Genomic DNA, 14,900 nt, shown 5'->3' with positions numbered 1-14,900 from the left:
AGCACTGCACCCAAAATAACCGAACCTAGCACCACATAACGCCAACCTGCAAACATCTGTGCCGAATTAACAATACCGAGAAAGCCTAAAATAAGCTGCACGATCGGGATCTGAAACGCTAACCCAGTACTAAACAGCAACAGCAAAACGAATTCAAAATACTTATCGATTGACCAAGACTGCTCAACTACATCGCTACCATAGTTAATAAAGAAATTAAGGGCAGCAGGAATTAAGGCAATATAAGCAAAAAACAAGCCCACAAAAAACAAAATGCTAGAGCCAAAAATTACGGGAGCAAGTAATCGACGTTCTTTTCTGGTTAATCCTGGCAGGACAAATTGAACAATTTGGTACAAAATAAAAGGGCTTGCCAATACCATGCCACTATAGCCAGCTACCTTAATTGAAACAAAGAAAAACTCTCCTGGAGCTAGCTGAAGAAATTTAACTCCTTGGGCGGGTAATTCTAAAGTGCGAACTAATGGTCTGACAAAAATAAAACAGCCCACAGCAGCGATCGCCACGGCAATTAAAGCATAAAATATTCGTAGCCGTAGCTCTTCTAAATGATCGAAGAGTGACATCTCCACTTCACCAGGAAGCTCATTAAGATAATCTTCTTCAACAGAGGTTTTTAAATTAGATGATGACATATAAAGGTAGGGGCGATTAAAAACTACTTGTTAAGCGCTGAATCAATTCAGATAATTATATCTTTCTTACCCATGCCTAATTTTGGTTGTGTCGCAAATAAGTTTGCAGGACGAGAATATTTCCTCAAAGAAAGAAGAGATTTGGCTAGCTAACCTGAGTTCGGGTTAAGCAGATTAATTGGTGGAGATAGCTGTAAGCTGTAAGCTCTAAGCTAATAGCTTTTGAGATAGTTTGGATGCAACTCTACTATGAAAGAAGAACGGAAAATAGTATTTTTTAAATACCTTCAAAATAAGGATTTGAGCTAATCCCGAACTCAGGTTAGCTACTGCAACAGCCCACGGGTGGCAAGGTAACCTCGCCACCCGTGGGCTCACAAATACTGCCATTGTTTCTTGACCTTCACGTAAGTTTCATCAACTCGCCAAGAATCATTTTTTTATTTTCTACCCTAGTTTGTTTTGGCGACACAACCTCTTTTTTTATAGCTTAAGCTGCCTCAAACCTAACTTTGGTTTGCTTTAGTGTCCTGTACCGCTACCCAAAATAAAATTGCCGTCAGGGGGATACTCGCAGCCAGAATTAAGCCTGTTACCGTGCTACCTAATTCAGGAGTACCAGAAGATAGTTCAAAGACAGAACCCACAGCAGCGATCGCCGTAATACAACACAGCAGCAGGCAAATCCCGCTTTTTGGGGTCATGGAAATCATAATTATTAACTCCTTAATTGATTATTTTCTGACTGGCTTAACTGTACTAGTAGCAAAACCTCTTTTCTTTAATTCTTCATTAAGGGCAAGATTGTTCTCCACTCGATCAACAAACATCACTCCGTTAAGGTGATCCATTTCGTGCTGAATAGCGCGGGCTAGCAAACCAGTAGCCTCTAGTTTACAGGGTTTGCCTTGCTCATTTTTATATGTCACTTCGATTTGCTCAGGACGAGTGACTTCCAAATAAACTCCAGGAATACTCAAACAGCCTTCTTCTGAGCTACACAGCTTAATTCCTGACTTAGTAATTTTCGGATTAATTAAAACTAGAGGAGGTTCGTCAGGTTGATCGAGGGCAATGTCAATGACAATTATCTGCTTATGGATACCTACTTGGGGTGCTGCCAGACCAATCCCTTCGGCACTGTACATCGTTTGCAGCATTTCTTTGATCGTGTTGCGCAACTGATCGTCAACTTTGGCTACTCGTTTGGCAGGTTGACGTAAAACGCGATCGCCCAGAAAATGAATATTTAAGGGTGGTTGCTCAAGCTTTTTCTTTTCTACTGCTGTCGCCGTGGTCATATATCTAATCTAATCTAATAGCGTCTTTAAAAATTTGATTTGTGATTACTATATTATTTTATCGTTTTCTTCGCTATCGGCTATGACGTACAGTGGGAAAAGCCCTAAAGGACTCCTAAAGGATTAGACAGCGCGTCTTTCGCAGCGAAGCGGTACAAGCACCATGAGCGATCGCAATTGATCGAGCAGACTTAAAGCTTAAAGCTATTATGCTTGATTGGTATACTTAAATTACTTGCTAACATTAAGATGAGAGATTTATATCCAGCTATTGAACCCTACAATCAAGGCAAGTTAAAAGTTTCTGCGTTACACACCATTCATTATGAAGAGTCAGGAAATCCTCAAGGAAAGCCAGTCATTTTTCTTCACGGGGGGCCTGGTGGTGGAATATCCCCCATATATCGTCAGTATTTTGATCCCCAACAGTGGCGGATTATAATTTTCGACCAGCGGGGCTGTGGACAGAGTACTCCCTATGCAGAACTACGGGAAAATACCACTTGGGATTTAGTTCAGGATATCGAGCAGCTACGGCAGCAGTTTAAAATTGATAAATGGGTTGTATTTGGTGGCAGTTGGGGTAGCACCCTGGCTTTAGCCTATGCACAAACTCATCCCGAGCGCTGTAAGGGGTTGATTCTAAGAGGCATTTTTATGCTGCGTCCTTCAGAAATTCGTTGGTTTTATCAAGAAGGGGCAAACTATATTTATCCAGATGCTTGGCAAGCATATCTTAGGCCGATTCCTCTGGAGGAAAGAGATGATTTACTGGGGGCTTTTTATAAAAGATTAACCAGTGAAGATCGCCAAGTCCGCTTGGAGGCAGCCCGCGCCTGGTCAGTATGGGAAGCTAGCACCAGTAAGTTAATTCCTTCCACCATTAGCCAACAGAGTTTTGCTAGAGAGGAATTTGCTGAAGCCTTCGCTCGGATTGAATGTCACTACTTTGTCAATCGGGGATTTTTTACCCAAGACAATCAGCTATTACAAAATATCAAGCGGATTCGCCATTTACCAGGCGTAATCGTTCAGGGTAGATATGATGTAGTGTGTCCCATGATTAGCGCCTGGGAACTACATCAGGCTTGGCAGTCGGCAGAATTTATTGTGATTAATGATGCTGGGCATTCAGTCTCCGAGCCAGGAATTAAAGATGCTCTCATCCGAGCTAGCGATCGTTTTGCTGCGTTATAACTAAGAAAATAGACTGTCTATTTTTATACCTAAATGTTTGCTTTAACCAAAAACACTTCTCGCCAGAGAGAAATCGCTGAAGTAGTATTTCGTAACGGTTGGGATTATGCTCGGGGGTTGTTAACTGGGGATAAGGCTGATGAACCCCGCCTTCCTTCTCCTGAAGTTCTGCGCAATATTTTGATTGAGCTTGGTCCTGTGTACGTCAAGCTGGGTCAGCTATTATCTACTCGTCCCGATCTCTTGTCTGCTCGCTATGTAGAAACTCTTACCGACCTTCAGACCAATGTTCCCCCCGTACCCTGGGGACAAGTAGAGTCATTGATTCAACAAGAATTGGGTCAGCCCATAGAAGCCGTATTTAGCGAAATTGACCGTAATGCGATCGCTGCTGGTTCTATCGGTCAGGTATACAGTGCTGTTTTAGTCAGTGGGCAGCAAGTAGCCTTAAAAGTTCAACGTCCAGGAATTGATATCGTGGTGGATCGAGATATCTCTTTAATTAAAAGCTTGGCAGAGTTAGTGTCCCGTACTGAATTTGGCAAGAACTTTGACATTGTGGGTTTGGCAGAAGAATTTAGTAACGCTATCGTGGCAGAATTAGACTTCACCAGCGAGGCGCAATATACCGAACAACTTAGACAAAACCTAACTAATACGGATTTATTCGACACTCAGCAGTTAGTTATTCCGCAAATATTTAATGATTTAACGACGAAAAAGCTTTTAACAATTGAATGGCTTGATGGTGTGCCAATTTTACAGGCAAAACTACCTCAAATGAGAGCCAACAAAGATGAGGCAACTCAGCGTAGTGAGATCACTACTGTTTTGTTTCGGGCTTTTTTTAAACAGGTTTATATTGATGGCTTTTTTCATGCCGATCCTCATCCAGGTAATATTTTTTATCTCCAGGATGGTCGGATCGCATTACTAGACTGCGGGATGGTGGGTCGTCTCGATCCGCGCACCCAGCAAATTTTGACCGAGATGTTATTAGCTATTGTCGATCTTGATGGTCGTCGCTGTAGCCAGTTGACCCTCGAATTAGCTGAAGGCGGTCAGCAAGTAAACCTCAATCAATTGACTAGTGACTACGACATTATGCTGCGCAAATATTATAATCGCAGTATTTCCCAGATTAATTTTAGCGAGGTTATCTATGAAGTATTACAGGTATCTCGCAACAATAAAATTAGACTGCCAAGCAACATGGGGCTATATGCGAAAACTCTCGCTAACTTAGAAGGAGTCACCAGAGGTTTTTATCCCCAGGTTAATTTACTAGATGAGATCCGTCCTCTGATGGCTGATGTATTTCGCCGCCAACTATTAGGGGAAAGACCCACAGAAACATTGTTACGAATTGGTTTAGACTTTAAAAGTCTGTCTTTGCGATCGCCCCGTTTAGTCGAGCTACTGTTAGACCGTGTTACCTCGGAAACTCTCAAGTGGAACGTCAATATCCTTCGTCTAGATGTTCTAGCGGTGAGCTTGGAAGATTCAGCCAACCGTCTTTCCTTTAGTATTCTAGTTGGCTCTCTCATTATGGGTGCAGCAATTATTTCCACTGGCTCGGCTACTGCTCAAGTTTCTGTCCTCAGTAATGTCTTATTTGCCGCTGCTAGCCTTTTGGGTTTATGGCTAATTTTGAGTATTTTGCGCTCTGGAAAACTCAAATAGAAGCCTACAGACATTTTCAGTTGAATAGACTCCGTTTTCTTGAAGCGGTATCCTTTAGGGCTTCACTTTCAATTAGCTTGTTGTAGCTATCCTGCTTCGACAACGTAGTCAGCTATCAGCTTTTTGATAATTTTATTAATGTAGTCTATTCATTTAAAAAGCGCAGTAAAATCAAAACTCGCAAAACTAATGAAGCCAGCACAATTTGCTTGTGTTTACTTGTTCATCTAAATTTCATAATTCACTCAGTAAGTTCACTAACATTTCATAATTTAGTTTAAATATTAATTTAACCTGTTTATTTAACCTTATTAAATTGATTTAAATTCTTGCAACATCAAGCCCCAAAAGCTATGCAGACAGCACTTAAACTAAGCCAGAATCACCTTAATATTTTTAATTGATAGTAAAATTAGCAGTCACATCTATGATTTATCCCCAGGTATCTTATATAAATTGCTAAGAAGTATTATGATTATAATTGTCTTAATTTGTAACCATAGACACCTTTAAAATTTAAGTATTGATCAAAACATTTCAAGTAAAATGCTTCAGATTAGAGTCCATTGTGACATAAAATAATAGCTTATAAATATAACAAGATTTCTCTTAATCTGTTTTTTTACTAGCAGCGATAAGTTAACTATTTAAGCTCATTGATGATATCTACTTATGTTTTATAAGAAATTTTTCTAAAACAAGTTATCTAAATATCATTCTTGCTTTTTGCTTTGAACCTCTGTTTGGCGTAGTAAATACTTATATTAATTGAATTCTAGAATTTAGTTTACTCACTTTAAAAACGCTGAAAAGTTTAATTAGGATTTAACAATGAGATTGAAAAAGTTGAGTTGGGAACGAATAACTATTGGCAAAAACAAAAAATTGCTTAATCTCAATAATCGACACTTTTTTATCCTAGATGGGTTCGTTTTCTGTCTAACACCTGTACTGGCGATGATCTTGCGTCTAGATCACATAGAAGCGCTACAAGAATATTATAAAGGCTTGTTTATTGCAACCATTATCTTTTCTATAGTCAAGTTATTCACTTTTATCATTGGTGGATTTTATAAGCGCTACTGGAAATATGCCAGTATTGATGAGTTAATTGAGATTGCTGCTTTGACAACCACTGCTGTGGTAATTGAGATTATCTTGTTGAGTATTTTGCAGTACATAATTGGCACTGAGACTGAACATTATTTAGTACCTCGTTCTCTACCCTTACTTGATGGCATTCTCTCCTTTATCTTAATTGGCGGAGTTCGCTTTAGTGTTCGAGCCACAGAACGAAAAAATCAGCAGCGCAAAAACTTTTACAAACGCGATCGCGTTTTAATCGTAGGAGCGGGAGATGCTGGAGTATCAATTATGCAAGAAATGCGCCGTAATCTCAAACTAGGCTTAAATCCAGTTGCATTTGTCGATGATGATCCCAAAAAGCTGGGATTAAATATCCAAGGATTACCTGTAGTGGGCAACCGTTACCGTATTCCTGAAATTATTTCCGCGCACAATATCCGACAGGTGGTTATCGCTATGCCTACCACTGCTGGCAAAACCATTCGCGAGATTGTTGATGTGTGTCAAGCAATTGGAGTGCCAGTTAATACTCTCCCCTCAGCCAATGAAATACTCGACCAAGGAAATCGAATCCCTACCCTTAGAGAAGTCAAAATAGAAGACCTCTTACGGCGAGAGCCAATTCAAACCGATGCCCAGGGAGTTGCTCAACTTCTAACAGGAAAGGTTGTATTGATAACTGGTGCTGGGGGTTCGATTGGGAGTGAACTATGTCGTCAGATTTTTCGCTGCCGTCCCGCCAAAATGATTTTATTGGGGCATGGTGAAAACTCTGTATTTAACATTCAAGAGGAACTGCAACAGGTATTGCATATTCTTCAGCAGGAAGACTCAGATCGACAGCTGACTCAGCTTGTTCCCTACATTGCTGATTTAAGAATAAAACCAAGATTAGAAGATGCTTTTAGCGTTTATCAACCTGACGTGGTGTTTCATGCTGCTGCTCATAAGCATGTACCATTAATGGAGTTGAATCCTCCTGAGGCAATTACTAATAATGTCTTGGGAACTAAAAACTTGTTAGACTTAGCAATTTCCTACGATGTCGGCAATTTTGTCATGATTTCAACTGACAAGGCAGTTAAACCGACTAATGTGATGGGAGCGAGTAAGCGCACGGCAGAAATGCTGGTGTTAAAAGCAGCTAGAACTAGTGGAAAACCATACACAGTAGTCCGTTTTGGCAATGTTTTGGGTAGCCGTGGTAGTGTGGTGCCGACCTTCAAACAACAGATTGCTAAAGGTGGACCAGTTACCATTACTCACCCTGATATTACTCGCTACTTTATGACTATTCCTGAGGCGGTTCAGCTAGTTCTTCAGGCTGCTGTCTTAAGTAGCCAAAACAGCCAGGGTCAAATTTTTATGCTTAATATGGGTCAACCAATTAAGATTGTCGATTTAGCTCGAGATCTAATCAGTTTGTCTGGCTATGAGGTTGGTAAAGACATTGATATTGTCTTTACTGGATTACGACCAGGAGAAAAACTATACGAAGAACTATTAGTAGAAGGAGAAGAATATGAATCTACTGCCCATGAAAAAATATTAGTAGTTAAAAATGCCAGTCGTATTATCCCGCCCAATTTGAATACAACCATTAATATTTTATGTCAAGCAGCAAAACGTAATGATATTAATCTAATTATCTTTTTGCTTGATCGTCTTGTAGTCGGCTATACCAGCAAATATCAACAGATAAATATTGAACAAGCCCAAGATAGTCTCGAACAAATCATTAGCCAAACTCATGAGCTTAATTCGGTCACACTTAGTCTACAGCCAGAATTCATACCGCGTTCTAGCCTACCAAGCTTTAACTATGTAACTCGCCTGACACCTATTGAACTGCGACGCGGAATCAAACAGGCTTTAGAGAACGAAGAGTTTAGTCTTTACTATCAGCCAGTAATGAGCTTAACTACAGGAGTGATTCGCGAGTTTGAGGCTTTATTGCGCTGGCATCATCCCCATTTAGGGCTAATTTCTCCTCAGAAATTTATGCCTGTGGCAGAAGAATCGGGTTTAATTATTCCTTTGCAAAGATGGATTATCGAGGCTGTCTGTTCCCAGCTAAAGCGTTGGCAGCAAGATCCTAATTTTGATAATAAGATAGGGGTCAGCATTAATGTCCCTAGTCTTCAGCTGTTGCAAACAAGTTTAGTCAAATATCTCAGACTCAATTTAGATAAATATCAGATTTCACCTCATTTGATTACTTGGGAAATATCGGAGTATTTAATTGCTGAGAATCCTCAACCAGCGATCGCGATTTTATCTCAGTTAAAACAGTTGGGAATTCGGTTACAGCTCGATAATTTTGGCAGAGTTGCCTCAATTTATGGACATGTTAAACCTAATTCGCTCTATCAAGAGTTTAAACAAGTAAAAATTGATCGCTATCTAGTTGGCTTAATTGAGCGAGATCGGCAAGCTTGGGATATGTTGAGAAAAATCGTTCTCGAACTCAAAAAACAGAGCTTTAGTGTAACCATCACTGGTATTGAAAACTTATCTCAGTTGAATAAAGTAAAAGAAATTGCAGAAGATTATGGTCAAGGTAATCTCTTATCCCAGCCATTAAGCTCTGCCGAAGCCACAAATCTGATAACTAGCAACCATACTGTATTCAATAAAAGTAACTTGAACTAATTTTTTTGATTGTACAGTATTCAAACGTAAAAAATATTAATAAGAATAAACTTATGGATAAGCGAAAAATAGCCCTTATTAAACATGGAGATTTTTCTTATATTAACCCTGAATTAATAAATATTTTACAGACAAATTTTGCCAATTTTCCAATTGAAATAATAGACATTTATACAGATCTTTTAAGTAAGAAAGATCTAATGTCTCTTGTCTACTGCCTTAAAGAATTTGGGGTAGATATACTGTTACAAAAGAAACAAATCAATACTGCAACTTATCTTAAATTACCCTATACTTTTAATAAAATTAAAGAAAAAGTTAGAAAAAGACTAGCCGACCAGAGGTATATTTGCACATTTCAAACCCAATCTCTTTTTGATGCTAGCGTACCAGGAATTCCTCACTTTGTCTATACCGACCATACCTATCTGGCATATTTACAATACCCAGGCTTCGATTCCCAAAATTTGCCTTCTCAAACTTGGCTCGAATATGAAAAAAGTATTTATCAAAATGCCACTTTTAACTTTACGATGAGTTCAAATATATCTCAATCATTGATTGAGAGCTATTCCTGTGATCCAGAAAAAATTGCGTGTGTTTATTGCGGTGCCAACGTGCAAGCAAAACGAGACGAAATATTTGACGACCATAGATTCTCAAAACAGAATATTTTGTTTGTTGGTGTCGAATGGGAAAGAAAGGGAGGGCCAGTATTAGTAGAAGCATTTAAAAAAGTATTAGAAACTTACCCTAATGCAACTCTGACTATTGTTGGATGTAAACCTAAATTAAGCATTCCTAACTGTAATATTGTTGGTCGAGTTCCAATACAAGATGTTAAACAATTTTATCAACAAGCTTCTATTTTCTGTCTTCCTACAACATTAGAACCCTTTGGAATAGTCTTTCTTGAAGCGATGGCTCATAAACTTCCTGTAATTGGTTCTGATCTTGGTGCGATACCTGAGTTTATCATCGAAGGGCAAAACGGATATCGGGTAGAACCAAATAATCCGCAGCAGCTTGCTCAGAAAATTATTGAATTAATTAGCCACCCAGAAAAATGTAAAATCTTTGGCGAATGTGGGCATAAATTATTCTGGAACAGATATACATGGGAAAAAACTGGTCTGAGAATGCGTCAACATATGGAGCAATTTTTAACCTAAACTCTATTGATTCTCTTTCCCAAAGAAAAAATAACAAACACATGGAAATCATACAGAAAATTCTGGGCAACATCACTTCCTGGCGAAAGTGGACTAAAGGTTCAATCAATCGTCAAATTTTTACCGCAACTATCCTTATTGGTTTATTGACTGGGTTAAGCAAATTTGCTTCGGTTGGCAAAGAATTAATAGTTGCTTGGCGTTTCGGAACGGGAGACGAGCTAGATTCTTTTGTCATGGCAATGGTCGTTCCCTCTTTCGTCATCAGCGTCGTGGCAGGTTCTTTTAGCTCAGCTTTAATTCCTACATATATTAAAGTGCGGGAACAGCAGGGTCAAAAGGCAGCACAACAATTATTCTCTGGCATTATGACTAGAGCAATAGGGTTACTAATCGTTACAGCGATCGCGATCGCCATTACTGCTCCGATCTATCTACCGCTGCTGGCATCAGGATTTTCTTCAGAAAAACTGGACTTGACTACTCGTCTTTTATGGTCACTTTCCCCTTCAATTTTACTGTCTGGAATTATCAATATTTGGGGTGGAGTATTGAACGCAGGAGAAAAGTTCGCTCTGGCTGCGGTTTCTCCTATCATAACTCCTCTAACGACCGCAGCTATGTTGCTCGCTTTTCCCAGTTGGGGAATTTATGCTTTAGTTGGAGGCTTAATTTGTGGCTCTTTGATCGAGATGATTATTTTAGGGATTGGGTTACTTCAACAAGGAGTTAGCGTACGACCTCAGTGGTCAAAACAGGATGCCAATTTAAATCTAGTAATAAAACAATATTTTCCAGTAATAATTGGTGCTTTCTTAATGTGTAGCACTGGTTTAGTAGATCAGTCTATGGCGGCTATGCTATCCCCTGGAAGTGTCGCAGCGTTAGGCTACGCAAACCGAGTAATTGCTTTACCTTTGACCTTAGTTACCTTGGCTTTGGGAACAGCAGTAGTTCCTTACTTTTCCCAGACTATTGCCAAACGAGATTGGCGCAAGATTAGTCACACTTTTAATTATTATTTAAGACTAATTTTTATGACAACAATTCCTTTAACCATATTTTTTATTTTAGCTTCTAAATTAATTGTTCAGCTTCTTTTTGAGCGAGGATCGTTCAATGCTGAAGATACTCAAGTAGTATCACAAATTCAAGTATTTTATGCATTACAAATTCCTTTTTATATTTCAGCAATTTTTGTGGTTAAATTGATTAATTCTTTAAGTATCAATCACTTTTTGGCTTGGGGGTCAGCGATTAATTTAGTGGCAAATATCATTGGTAATTATATATTTGTACAGTGGATTGGCGTCGCTGGTATAGCATTATCAACTAGCTGCGTGTATTTAATTTCCTTTGTTTTTTTGTACATTTTAACTAAGAAACATCTCCAAAAAATATCATTAGAAAATAGCTAAATTTACTACATGAAAATAACTTTAGTGATATCTAGCCTTAGTTGTGGAGGCGCAGAACGCGTTTTAGTCTCAATGGCACAAGGGCTAATTCAACGTAGGCATGAAGTAACCGTTGTCACCTTGTCTGGAAAAAACGACGATTTTTATGAATTTTATGAATTGCCCGCTGGATGTTCTCGTCTTGCGCTAGGAGTCTTAAGTCAATCGGCAGAACCACTTGAAGCGATTAAAAGCAATCTCAAACGTATAAGGGTGCTGCGAAGGGCTGTTCAGTCCAGCACTCCAGATGTCGTAATTTCATTCCTACGCATCACCAACATTACCGCTATACTTGCACTTTTGGGTACAAAGTATCCTTTGATAGTGACCGAACATAACGATCCCAAAGTCTTTTCCTACGGGATGCTATGGGAAACTTTAAGACGTTTGACCTATCCTTTTTGCTCTTGCTTGGTCAGCGTTAGTCAAGGAGTTGATTTGGGTTTTGCGTCCCTGCCAAAAAATAAAAGAGCTGTAATCTATAATCCGATTATGGTCAAAGACGATGGACAGACTGATGAACTACCTAAAGAAGTTAATCTACAAAAAAATTGGCTAGTCAGTATGGGTAGATTGGAACAGCAAAAAGGATTCGATCTTTTGTTAGCGGCTTTTGCTAAAATTGCCGCCAAATATCCAGACTGGCAGTTACTCATCTTAGGTAGAGGAGAGTTACGAGAACAATTATTGCAAACAAGAGACGATTTAGGCTTGTCAGGTCAAGTTGTGTTTACGGGGGCTTTAAATAATCCTTTTGCAGTATTAAAACAAGCAAAACTGTTTGTCATGGCTTCAAGAAGCGAAGGTTTTCCTATGGCTCATGGAGAAGCTTTGGCCTGCGGATTACCAGTCGTTTGTACTGATTGTCCAAGTGGTCCGAGTGAAATGGTTCGTCAAGATAGAGATGGTATTTTAGTTCCTAATCAAAACGTAGCAGCCTTGTCCGCAGCAATGGAAAGCTTAATGTCTAATGAAGCTCAAAGGCAAAAACTGGCGGCTCAAGCCGCTGAAGTACTGGAAAGATTTGGTTTAGATGCCATAGTAACAGAGTGGGAAGTTTTAATAAATAAATTATTGGAGGCATAAGTTAAATGACCCAAAGAAAACGCATTACTTTTTTTCTAGATGCCCTTCATGGCGGTGGTGCAGAAAAGGCCGTAGTTAATTTGCTCAAAGGTTTGGCTCAACGAAATGAATTTGACCTGGATCTAGTTCTAGCTACTAAAGAAGGTCCTTATTTAGATTTAGTACCTCCAGAAGTACGAATTGTTGACCTGAATATGGGTCGAGCAGTAAAGGCTACTTTACCTTTAATGAGCTATCTCAAAAAAAATCGTCCTTGGGCACTGATTGGTAACATGGGTCATGTCAATGTGGTAGCCTTAATGGCCATCAAATTGTCTAGAATCAAAACTAAATTAGTTTTAGTCGAGCAAAATACCGTGTCGGGCAATCAAAGCAAGCTTAAGCGGGCTAAACTAGTCGAACTATTGATGAAATGGTTATATCCTCATGCTGATGCAGTTGCAGGAGTTTCGGCAGGTGTAGCTCGAGATTTAGAGGAACGGTTAGGACTTAAAAATGAAACAGTTAAGGTGCTTAATAATCCCGTGGTCAATGAAGATCTAATCACTCACAGCCAAGCTAGTTTAGATCACCCTTGGTTCGCAGTTAACACGCCACCTGTTTTTTTGGCGGTGGGTAGATTAAACCCGCAAAAAGACTTTCTTAATTTATTAAATGCTTTTGCTCAAGTTCGCAAGCAACAAGAAGCCCGTCTGATTATTTTAGGAGAAGGGGAAGAGCGTCCAGCATTAGAGGCTACTATACATAATTTAGGTATTGGCAAAGATGTTTTATTACCTGGCTTTGTGAAAAATCCTTATGTATATATGAAACACGCTAATTGCTTTGTTTTATCTTCCAGGCAGGAGGGATTACCCACAGTATTGATTGAAGCCATGGCTTGTGGTTGTCCCGTTGTGTCAACAGATTGTCCTAGTGGACCTGAAGAAATTCTTGATCGCGGAACTTATGGTCTTTTAGTTCCCATTCAGAATTCTGCAGCTTTAGGCGAAGCAATGCTCGCAACTTTAAAAAATCCTCCCGAACAAAAACTGTTGATGCAGCGTGCCAATGAATATTCTACCGAAAAAGTAGTCAAGGCATATTTATCTTTGCTCCATGAACTTTAACTTTAAATGCACAATTTTTATTAAGTTTAGTAATAGCTCAGTCAAGGAACTAATAAATGGTTTTCAAAATCATAACAATTTTTAGTCATAACTTAAATTACTAGCTATTTAAATTTTAAAATCGTTTAATTACTCAAACACTACAAAAATTTAAATTTTAACCACTTTTTTATTTGTAATCAAGTTATCAAGAATAAATGATAAGTTTAATTGAGTCTAAAAATTCGACAAAAGTTACTTTTATAACTTATTATCAAGGATTTTTAGCAGTCACAGCTATCTTAGTATTTTTTACCAGGCTAGATATCTATTTGGCTAATAATCACGGGTTTATTATTCCCTTATATTGGATGTTGGGTTTTTTGCTAGCATCTTTCCCTTTATTTTTGTCATTGCTGTATCGGCTAGACAATTTCTCAAAACCTCTATTGATTTGGTCTGGTATTTATATTGCCGTGTCCTTTATTTCAATATTGGTACAACCAATATCTCCCAATCAGCAATATTTAGAAAATCAATATCGCACCATAATCTTTCTACTTTTAATGTTAGGAATTTTTGCCTATCATCCTTTAGTAACAAAGTGGGTTAAGCTGACAATTATGTCTGTAACCTTTATTAATGTGGGTATGTTTATTTATGAGTTTTTAAATCCTTCAGCTTTCTATTTAGAACAGCGCGCTCCTGGAAGATCCGCAGGATTCTATGAAGATTCAAACGCAGCTAGCATTGCTTTAGTTGTGGGAATGATTCTCACTATCGATATTATTAAACCCAAATACCGTTTATTTTATGCTCTATTAATATTTGTCGGCATTGCGCCAACTTTTTCCCGAGGGTCTATTGCTGGTTGGGTTTTAGTTATGGTTTTTTTAATAGTTAAGAAAATCGTTCCTCGCTACCAAATGCCACTGTTAGTAGTATTTTTTATGGTGATGATTTCTATTTTGTCGACCCAAATTGGTCATTTAAAATACTTAAAAGACCTTCATGGAAAGCCTTTATTAAACAAGGATTCTCTTGCTAGAGTGGAATTTTTGATCAACCCTTTAGCGCAAAAAGACAATTCTAAAGCCGCTCGTGAAGAGCATGTAAAAGTCGCTTGGGGAAAATTTGTCAGACATCCTTTTATTGGTAACGGCTTGGGTTCAGGAGAAAATGTCGCTACCCTTTCTAGCACAGGAGTAGCACAAAGATGTCACAATACTTATTTAGATCAAATGGTAGAATTTGGCTTTTTGGGAGTTTTATTCTTTCCTTCCCTACTTTTGGTATCTATTTGGCAAGCAGAAGGAGAATTGAAAAACCAAGGAGCAGCTTTTGTTATTTTTCTCTCACTGCAGGGATTTTTTAGTCATACCCTGATGAATGAATTTTGCTCATTAATCTTTTATGCCATGATGGCAAACTTAGCTAAACATAGCAGTGTAAGCAAAGCACAAAACATAGAGACGGATGAATTTTTAGATAAACTATACTTCCATGATTTAGAAACATAAAT

At 38.6% G+C, this 14,900-nt stretch carries 11 protein-coding genes and 1 pseudogene; 8 read left to right on the top strand and 4 right to left on the bottom strand.

Features of this window, described 5'->3' with window-relative positions:
- The 4 genes and pseudogenes from tatC to def all read right to left on the bottom strand — a co-directional run.
- Positions 1 to 656 (bottom strand): twin-arginine translocase subunit TatC (gene tatC, locus C7B62_RS13175; protein WP_106236845.1); only part of this gene is annotated, 656 nt, incomplete at its 3' end.
- Between the two features lie 374 nt (positions 657 to 1,030).
- Positions 1,031 to 1,090: pseudogene (locus C7B62_RS27160) on the bottom strand (DDE-type integrase/transposase/recombinase); the annotation flags it as partial.
- Between the two features lie 72 nt (positions 1,091 to 1,162).
- Positions 1,163 to 1,360 (bottom strand): hypothetical protein, encoded by a 198-nt coding sequence (locus C7B62_RS13170; RefSeq protein WP_106236842.1) that lies wholly within the window; start codon positions 1,358 to 1,360, stop codon positions 1,163 to 1,165.
- 30 nt (positions 1,361 to 1,390) lie between these two features.
- A complete protein-coding gene (gene def, locus C7B62_RS13165; RefSeq protein ID WP_106236839.1) occupies positions 1,391 to 1,957 on the bottom strand; it encodes a peptide deformylase in 567 nt (188 codons plus the stop codon).
- Between the two features lie 249 nt (positions 1,958 to 2,206).
- Here def and pip point away from each other — a divergent pair, with 249 nt between their 5' ends.
- From pip to C7B62_RS13125, 8 genes are all read left to right on the top strand, one after another.
- Positions 2,207 to 3,154, top strand: a complete 948-nt coding sequence (pip, locus tag C7B62_RS13160; RefSeq protein WP_106236836.1) for a prolyl aminopeptidase — start codon at positions 2,207 to 2,209, stop codon at positions 3,152 to 3,154.
- A 33-nt stretch (positions 3,155 to 3,187) separates the two neighbouring features.
- Complete coding sequence (locus tag C7B62_RS13155; protein WP_106236834.1) at positions 3,188 to 4,837, top strand: AarF/ABC1/UbiB kinase family protein; 1,650 nt, start codon at positions 3,188 to 3,190, stop codon at positions 4,835 to 4,837.
- Between the two features lie 831 nt (positions 4,838 to 5,668).
- Positions 5,669 to 8,575 (top strand): polysaccharide biosynthesis protein, encoded by a 2,907-nt coding sequence (locus C7B62_RS13150; RefSeq protein ID WP_106236831.1) that lies wholly within the window; start codon positions 5,669 to 5,671, stop codon positions 8,573 to 8,575.
- 53 nt (positions 8,576 to 8,628) lie between these two features.
- A complete protein-coding gene (locus C7B62_RS13145; RefSeq protein WP_106236828.1) occupies positions 8,629 to 9,747 on the top strand; it encodes a glycosyltransferase family 4 protein in 1,119 nt (372 codons plus the stop codon).
- A gap of 41 nt (positions 9,748 to 9,788) precedes the next feature.
- A complete protein-coding gene (gene murJ, locus C7B62_RS13140; protein WP_106236825.1) occupies positions 9,789 to 11,165 on the top strand; it encodes a murein biosynthesis integral membrane protein MurJ in 1,377 nt (458 codons plus the stop codon).
- Between the two features lie 9 nt (positions 11,166 to 11,174).
- Positions 11,175 to 12,290 carry a glycosyltransferase family 4 protein gene (locus C7B62_RS13135; protein WP_106236822.1) on the top strand — a complete coding sequence of 372 codons (1,116 nt, stop codon included), beginning with the start codon at positions 11,175 to 11,177 and terminating at the stop codon, positions 12,288 to 12,290.
- A gap of 5 nt (positions 12,291 to 12,295) precedes the next feature.
- Positions 12,296 to 13,399, top strand: a complete 1,104-nt coding sequence (locus tag C7B62_RS13130; protein ID WP_106236820.1) for a glycosyltransferase — start codon at positions 12,296 to 12,298, stop codon at positions 13,397 to 13,399.
- Positions 13,400 to 13,596: 197 nt separating this feature from the next.
- On the top strand, positions 13,597 to 14,898 hold the full coding sequence (locus C7B62_RS13125) for an O-antigen ligase (RefSeq protein ID WP_106236817.1): 1,302 nt from the start codon (positions 13,597 to 13,599) through the stop codon (positions 14,896 to 14,898).
- The last annotated feature ends 2 nt before the right edge of the window (positions 14,899 to 14,900 follow it).

Source organism: Pleurocapsa sp. CCALA 161, from assembly GCF_003003995.1.
In the GTDB taxonomy this organism is placed as follows: Bacteria; Cyanobacteriota; Cyanobacteriia; order Cyanobacteriales; family Xenococcaceae; genus Waterburya.
The sequence above is the reverse complement of the archived record's forward strand: the minus strand, read 5'-3'. Positions and strand labels throughout refer to the sequence as shown.

What these genes read in the sequence shown, in the direction of transcription:
- C7B62_RS13135 (WP_106236822.1), top strand. Translation starts at nt 11,175, where the DNA reads ATGAAAATAACTTTAGTGATATCTAGCCTTAGTTGTGGAGGCGCAGAA.
- murJ (WP_106236825.1), top strand. Translation starts at nt 9,789, where the DNA reads ATGGAAATCATACAGAAAATTCTGGGCAACATCACTTCCTGGCGAAAG.
- pip (WP_106236836.1), top strand. Translation starts at nt 2,207, where the DNA reads ATGAGAGATTTATATCCAGCTATTGAACCCTACAATCAAGGCAAGTTA.
- C7B62_RS13125 (WP_106236817.1), top strand. Translation starts at nt 13,597, where the DNA reads ATGATAAGTTTAATTGAGTCTAAAAATTCGACAAAAGTTACTTTTATA.
- C7B62_RS13130 (WP_106236820.1), top strand. Translation starts at nt 12,296, where the DNA reads ATGACCCAAAGAAAACGCATTACTTTTTTTCTAGATGCCCTTCATGGC.
- C7B62_RS13170 (WP_106236842.1), bottom strand. Translation starts at nt 1,360, where the DNA reads ATGACCCCAAAAAGCGGGATTTGCCTGCTGCTGTGTTGTATTACGGCG.
- C7B62_RS13155 (WP_106236834.1), top strand. Translation starts at nt 3,188, where the DNA reads ATGTTTGCTTTAACCAAAAACACTTCTCGCCAGAGAGAAATCGCTGAA.
- C7B62_RS13150 (WP_106236831.1), top strand. Translation starts at nt 5,669, where the DNA reads ATGAGATTGAAAAAGTTGAGTTGGGAACGAATAACTATTGGCAAAAAC.
- C7B62_RS13145 (WP_106236828.1), top strand. Translation starts at nt 8,629, where the DNA reads ATGGATAAGCGAAAAATAGCCCTTATTAAACATGGAGATTTTTCTTAT.
- def (WP_106236839.1), bottom strand. Translation starts at nt 1,957, where the DNA reads ATGACCACGGCGACAGCAGTAGAAAAGAAAAAGCTTGAGCAACCACCC.